Source organism: Okeania sp. SIO2F4 (assembly GCF_010672385.1).
Lineage (GTDB): Bacteria > Cyanobacteriota > Cyanobacteriia > Cyanobacteriales > Microcoleaceae > Trichodesmium.
Genome location: NZ_JAAHGT010000470.1, coordinates 1 through 7,409 on the forward strand (window position 1 = coordinate 1; position 7,409 = coordinate 7,409).

General features: G+C 33.0%; 3 protein-coding genes. All 3 read right to left on the bottom strand.

Annotated features, from left to right (window positions below; translation table 11 throughout):
• Positions 1-2,415: sulfotransferase (locus tag F6K22_RS25050; RefSeq protein ID WP_293104209.1), on the bottom strand; the 2,415-nt coding region annotated here is incomplete at its 3' end.
• A gap of 19 nt (positions 2,416-2,434) precedes the next feature.
• Positions 2,435-5,584: a methyltransferase gene (locus tag F6K22_RS25055; RefSeq protein ID WP_293104212.1), complete on the bottom strand. Its 3,150-nt coding sequence runs from the start codon at positions 5,582-5,584 to the stop codon at positions 2,435-2,437.
• Between the two features lie 541 nt (positions 5,585-6,125).
• The coding region (locus tag F6K22_RS25060) for an ABC transporter ATP-binding protein (protein WP_293104215.1) at positions 6,126-7,409 on the bottom strand (1,284 nt) is incomplete at its 5' end.

Consider the following 7,409-nt stretch of genomic DNA (forward strand, 5'->3'; position numbering starts at 1 on the left):
TGCCTCTTGCAGAGGAGCTGCCTCTTGCAGAGGAGCTGCCTCTTGCAGAGGAGCTGCCTCTTGCAGAGGAGCTTCGCTAACGCTAACGCCGACGCGGGGTCGCACCTCTGCTTCGAGAATTAATTGATAATTTCCTGGGGAGAGTTGTACAAATATTTCAAATCCAGAGTTAAAAGCAGTAGAAATATCATTATATTGTTGGGTAACATCTGGTCGTGGGATGCCATACTTACCAAGAAAAATTTCTGTTTCTACTCTGGCGCGAATGTTTTGGATGTTGAGAGTGTCGTGGAAACACCAACCTACTATTTCTATTTGGGAGTTGGAAATTTTCCAGTTAATAGGAGAGTCGATGGAAAAAAGGAAGTGTGGTCGTAACTTCCGAAGTTTACTTTTGAGAGTAAACCACTTTTCTCGGAATTTCCAAAATTTGGAAGATTTCATAGCAGAAATTTCCACTCTAAGTGTTTCTGTTTCTTGTTTGGTTTGTTGGAGACTGGTTTGGGTTTGCGCGAGACTGGTTTGAGTTTTTCCTAATTCAGTTTCTAAGAGTTTAATTTGAGTTTGAGACTCCTGTAATTTTACCTGAGTACCATCTAATTTTTGTTGAGTTTTTCCTAATTCGGTTTCTAAGAGTTTAATTTGAGTTTGAGACTCCTGTAATTTTACCTGAGTACCATCTAATTTTTGTTGAGTTTTTCCTAATTCGGTTTCTAACAGTTGAATTTGAGTTTGAGACTCCTGTAATTTTACCTGAGTACCATCTAATTTTTGTTGAGTTTTTCCTAATTCGGTTTCTAACAGTTGAATTTGAGTTTGAGATTCTTGTAATTTTACCTGAGTACCATCTAACTTTTGTTGAGTTTTTCCTAATTCGGTTTCTAATAATTGAATTTGAGTTTGAGACTCTTGTAACTTCAGGATATTACCATTGAATTGTAGCTGAGTCTGACCTAATTCTGTCTCTAATATGCCAATTTTTTCTTGAGACTCGGTTAACTTAATTTTATTACCCTCAAGTTGAACTTGAATTTCCCCGAAATCTGTTTCTACTCCCAATAATTTTTTCTGAGACTCAGTTAATTTAATCTGAGTACCTTCTAGCTGAACTAAAGCTTTACCTAATTCCGTTTCCAAGGTTAAAATTTTTGCTAAAGCTTCTTGAAACCTAGTTTTTGAATTATCAAGTTGTGCCTGAGTTTGCCCTAAATCTATTTCCAATCTAACAATTTTTTGTTGAGACTCTTCTAGTTTTGTTTCATTATTTTCCAACTGAGATTGAGTCTGCCCTAGTTTTCTTTCTAATGTTACTACCTTGGTTTGAGATGCCTGTAAATTCGTTTCCTTACCATCAAGTTGAACTTGAGTTTTACCTAATTCTACTTCTAGTAATTCTAGCTTTTGATTAGACTCTTGGAGCTTGACCAATCTAATATCAAGTTCTTGCTGAGTTTCACCTAATTCTGTCTCTAAATTTCCTACTTTCTGTTTTGCTTCCCGAAATATTTCTTCCCATCTTTCTACATCTGTTTCTAAACTATTAATTTGTTTTTCTAAACCTCGAATATTTAACCAATCCCTAAACTCCCATAACTCTGATTCACTTTTTACCTCTGACTGATTACTTCTAACTTCATAAAAACTTCTGAATTCTGACTTCTGAATTCTGAATTCTTCTAGTTGCTGATAAACCTCCAATGTTTCTGGGAAATATTTTTCTATCAAACTAGGTTTAGTAGTTTCACTAATATCTTTTACTAATAAAGACTCGGCAAAATTTCCAGGAGGAGGCACTGCTAAATCTACCCCAAATTTTTCATTAACCGCCTGAATAAAGCTTTCAGAATTTTTGCCAATACTATCAACTTTGTCTATTAAACATTGTGCTGAAAATTGTTGATAAAAATCTAAAATTCTCTGATTATAATTAAACCACATTTTTACCGCTATTTCTGGTTGCTCCAATAACTTTTCATCCGTACCTCGGCGATAAAGAGAATCTACTACTTCCCAAGGAGAACGATAAACAAAAATATACTTAGCATCAGGCAATAACTCTAACCAAAAGTTTAAAAATAATGTTGTTCTAGGATCTTTCCATCCCCAGCTTTTACTTTTTTTCTCGTTTTCTTCTTGACGATTTTTTATTAGTCTTTTCGCTGCTTTTAAATATTGTTTTTTAACTGGAATTTCTTTTATTTCTACGTTGCTACCGAGGTCGTCGATACCTTGTGATCGTAATATTCCTTTATGGAGTTCTACAAATTCAATATCTTCAAAATGTCCTCTAATATTTCCATATTCTGGTCCGACTAATTTTTCCCCAATATTTACTCCTAAGCTTTGAAATAAAGAGGAAGTTAAAGAGGTTCCCGAACGGTGCATCCCTGTAATAATAAAAACTGTTGGTTTCATCTGATTATTCTCCAATTTTTTAAGCAAAATTTGCAAAATTCCAAGATACTAATACTTCTTGTTCTGGTGGCAAAGTAATTCTGTCAGTAATTACGGTTTTTAATCTGACAATTACTTCCCCTGAATATTCTGGAATTTCTATTTCTATCACTCCATAGTTAGTTTTCCCAAATATATTTTTATTGTTTAAGGGAATAGTTTTTTGTACTAAATTTTCTCCATTTTTGCTGTTAATTATCTCAATTTCACAGGCAATAGAATAAGTACCTATAGGTTGTATTTGTGGATAAACTCGAAATCGTTTTTGACCTTCTATTTGAAATTTAATCTCAGTCTGACACTGATGACTATCAGAGAATATTTTATCTGGGAAATTTTCAGTTTTTCCATCATTAGATAAAGGTAGTTCCTCAACTTCTCTTGTTACTTGCTTGTTGCTCTGAGTCTCAGACAAGATTTTATCTGGGAAATTTTCAGTTTCTTGATGATCATATAAAGGTATTTCCTCAACTTTTGTTATTACTTGCTTGTTGCTCTGAGTCTCAGACAAGATTTTATCTGGGAAATTTTCAGTTTCTTGATGATCATATAAAGGTATTTCCTCAACTTTTGTTGCTACTTGGCTCTTTGTTTGACTATCAGAGAATATTTTTTCTGATAAATTTTTGGTTTCTTGATTACCAGATATGAGTATTTTTTCCACTTCTATCTTTTTTCCTATTATTTGCTTCTTGGCATTTCCCACATCTTCCGTTTTAGCAAAATTTTTAACTTCTAAATTCTGAGTTGTGACTTCTGAGTTGATATTTCCTATTATTTCTTCCTTGGCATTTCCCACATCTTCCGTTTTAGCAAAATTTTTAACTTCTAAATTCTGAGTTGTGACTTCTGAGTTGATATTTCCTATTATTTCTTCCTTGGTATTTCTCACATCTTCTGTTTTAGCAAAATTTTTAACTTCTAAATTCTGAGTTGTGACTTCTGAGTTGATATTTCCTATTATTTCTTCCTTGGTATTTCTCACATCTTCCGTTTTAGCAAAATTTTTAACTTCTAAATTCTGAGTTGTGACTTCTGAGTTGATAAAAACTTCTGAATTCTGAATTCTGACTTCTGAATCCATAAAGATTTTTGGCTTTTGACTTTTGAGTTTTGACTTTATACTTAAAGGTTGAGAAACTAAACTTCCAGAAATTGGCTTTTGTAAAATATATAAGTCTTGCCCATTTGCTAAATTACTTTGAGGAAATCTTTTAATGTGTTTAAACATAGAAAATATTTCCTGATAAGCTGTGGGTGTATGAACTGCTGCAATAGTATGTTGACCTTGACCGTCTGTTTCTCCTTGATGGTCAAGATATAAAAATAATCCTTCTTCACCAATACTATACATTTCTGCTTTATGAGCATTACCACTGCGAAAAATATCATAAACTATCGGGAAAAATTGAGGTCCGTGAAGAGTCATAAATAATATTCCGCCTGGTCGCAAAACTCGATAAATATCCCACGCCCAAAAATGCTGTAAGTCTAAACTTAGATGAGTGAATACTGAAATAGCATTAATTAAGTCAAACTGATTATTTTCAAAAGGTAATGGTGGTTGAATATCGTTATGTTTGACCGTAGCAAATTTAATATTTTCTTGACACCATTCAGCACATTCAGCAAAAACGTCACAACCAAAAAGTTTTTGATTTGGCAAAAGTTCAGGTTCAAATGCCATTAAATAACGTCCTACTCCACAGCCAAAATCTAGTATATTCTCAAATTGATTAAAATTAAATCCTGCTATTTGGAGATAATTTTTTACTGTATATCTAAGATCGTCAAATGAACTAATAAAAGCTTTAGTACTGGGGTTGCCACTTATTCTTAGTAATAGATGACTTGGTGGTAGTAATGCGATGTTATTAACGGGAGAAATATTAACTACTCTTTCTAAGTTAAAGTTATTAATAATTTTCACCAGTATAATGTCATCTGCTGATAAATTTTGACTATTAATAGTACATGACCATTCATATCTTTGACTTTGACCTTCATGCTTTGGGCAACAGCTTCCGACTTCCTTTCCATTTGCTAAAACTAATATTTTTTCTACCTTTTCTTCTGGATTAATATCTGCTGCCCATCCCTCTAAATAAATGTCTCCTGTCCCTGTCATTTTAATTTGTTTGCAACCTCCATCAGGATGACAATGAAAGTTTAATAATTCATCTATTTGTTCCCCAACTTTTTCTTTCTTACTTTCAACCTCCTTCTTTTTAACTTCTGACTTCTGAATTCCGAATTCTAAATTTGTAAGTGCTTCTTGCTTTCCAACTTCTAACTTCTGACTTCTGACTTCTGACTTTATAAAGACTTCTTCCTTCTTCCTTCTTCCTTCCAAATTATTCCAGACAATATATAAATCATGATATCCACAAAGACCTCTTTTAATTCGATGCCATTTTCCCTTTCCCTGAGTCACTTTTTGAATAACTTTACCTACCCATTTCTCCCCTACATAAGTAACTCCATAATCTTCAGTTTTGAGAAAAAGACTTTCACTTTCTGGAGTAAAATAAATTTCTTCTGCTTCTACATCTGTCTCTATAGTCATTAAAGATAAATCATGGGTACTGAAGATTAATATGCCGTTTTCAGTCAAGCAACTATATAACTTTTCTAACCAACCAGTAAAAGTTTTTTGGGGAGTGTGACTAAAAAAAGAACAGGCAAAAATACAGTCAAATTTTTGATTTATTTGATAATCTTCAGGAGCATTAGTTGAAACTATCCCTGCAACACTAAACTCTTGTTTTTGAAATTCTACTGCTCCAGGATAAATATCCGAAACCCATATTTTATCGATCGGTATTTCCTGAAGCAAAAATCTACTAAAACGCCCATAACCACTAGCAAAATCTAGAAAAGAGGATATATTTTCAAAGCCATCAAAATACCATTCTACAATTTGTTTAACTGCATCTAAGATTCTTTTGCCATTAGAAAAATATCGTAGTAATGCTTCATCTTTCCTGCCATTTGTATTTTTCAAAGCATAGAGATACATTTCATCTTGTGGATGAATTTTAAGGTTGATTTTTTCAGGATTTCTAGTTTGGTCTTGAATAAAATTATCTATAATTAACTTATTATTGAAATCTTTTTTTTCAGCATTCATATTTGTTTATTTAGGGAATAGGGAATAGGGAATAGGCAATGGGCAATGGGCAATAGTTTCGGAATTAAGCATTCAGCTATTAGCTAGAAAGAGGAAAAGGAGACAAAAAATAATATTTCCGTACTTGATTTAATCCGATGGTTTGAACTAGAGGTAATTAATAATTGATAATTAGAGATATTTTTCATTTTTGTTTCTTTAGGGAATAGGGAATGGGAAATCGGCAATAGTTTCGGAATTAAGCATTCAGCTATTAGCTAGAAGGAGGAAAAGGAGAGCAAAAATAATATTTCCGTACTTGATTTAATCCGATGGTTTGAACTAGAGGTAATTAATAATTGATAATTAGAGATATTTTTCATTTTTGTTTCTTTAGGGAATAGGGAATGGGAAATCGGCAATAGTTTCGGAATTAAGCATTCAGCTATTAGCTAGAAGGAGGAAAAGGAGAGCAAAAATAATATTTCCGTACTTGATTTAATCCGATGGTTTTAATTAGAGGTAATTAATAATTGATAATTAGAGATATTTTCATTATCAATTATCCATTATTCATTATTAATCTAGGTTCTATTAAAAAGTCAACGACACCTGTGCCGCATGAATCACTATAATGTTGAACTCTAAACATAGCAATGTCAATGCAACGGGATAAATACGTCAGATGATCCTCTGCCATTCCTACAACTCCAGCATTTAAAAAATATACACCAGGATTTAGTAAACATTTGAACTTAAACTTAACTATAACTGTTTGTTGTGCTGCAATATATTCTACTGATTTAGTATAACCATGTAAAGATGCTCCACCCAAGTCAAAACCACTCAGAGTTTTTATCAACATTCCAAACCTAACCTTAGATGTGGAATTAATAAACTTTACTCTGTATGTATAGTAATATTCCCGGCGACTAATTAAATGATTTACCCTTTTACCATCCAAAGTAATAATATGGGGGTCAATAATTTCTGCCCCCTTATTAGGATAATGTACGGTATTTGAGGGTATCATCTCGGGGTCATAAATTTCTTCATATTCTGTTGATTCTGCAATCCGATCTTGACTTTGATTTTCACTATTTTGTTGCGATTGAGATGTTGATTCATCTGTCTCCTCATCATCAAATAAATCCTGAATAGTTAAATTAGGAATTTGACGAATTTCTTCCCTTATTGAATGAATTTTATCAGGGAAAGCATAGATTAACTTTTGATATTTAGAAACTACATATTTAGGAGTATGATAAAGTAACATTTCGCCACGATCCATCAAAATTCCTGAATCACAAAGCTGTACAATTGTTGAAGCTGCATGAGAAACAAATAAAATTGTACCTCCTCTTTCTTGAATGTCTTGAATACGAGCAAAACATTTTCTTTGAAATGCTTCGTCTCCTACTGAAAGTGCTTCATCAACCACTAAAATATCTGGATCTACACTGGTAGCTACAGCAAATCCTAACCTAACAAACATTCCACTAGAATAAGTTTTTACAGGTTGGTCAATAAAATCACCAATATCGGCAAAACTAGCAATTTTGTCAAATTTTGCTTCTATTTCTGATGTTTTTAATCCTAATAACTGACCGTTAAAAAAAACGTTTTGTCTACCTGTAAATTCTGGATTAAATCCACTGCCAAGTTCTAGTAGTGCAGAAATTCTCCCTTGAACTTTGACTTTTCCTGTTGTTGGTGTTAGAGTTCCCACAATTATTTGTAAAAGGGTACTTTTTCCTGAACCATTCCGCCCCACAATTCCTAAAGTATGCCCTCTTTCTATTTCTATATTTATATTTTGTACTGCCCAGAATTCATCAGCACGACT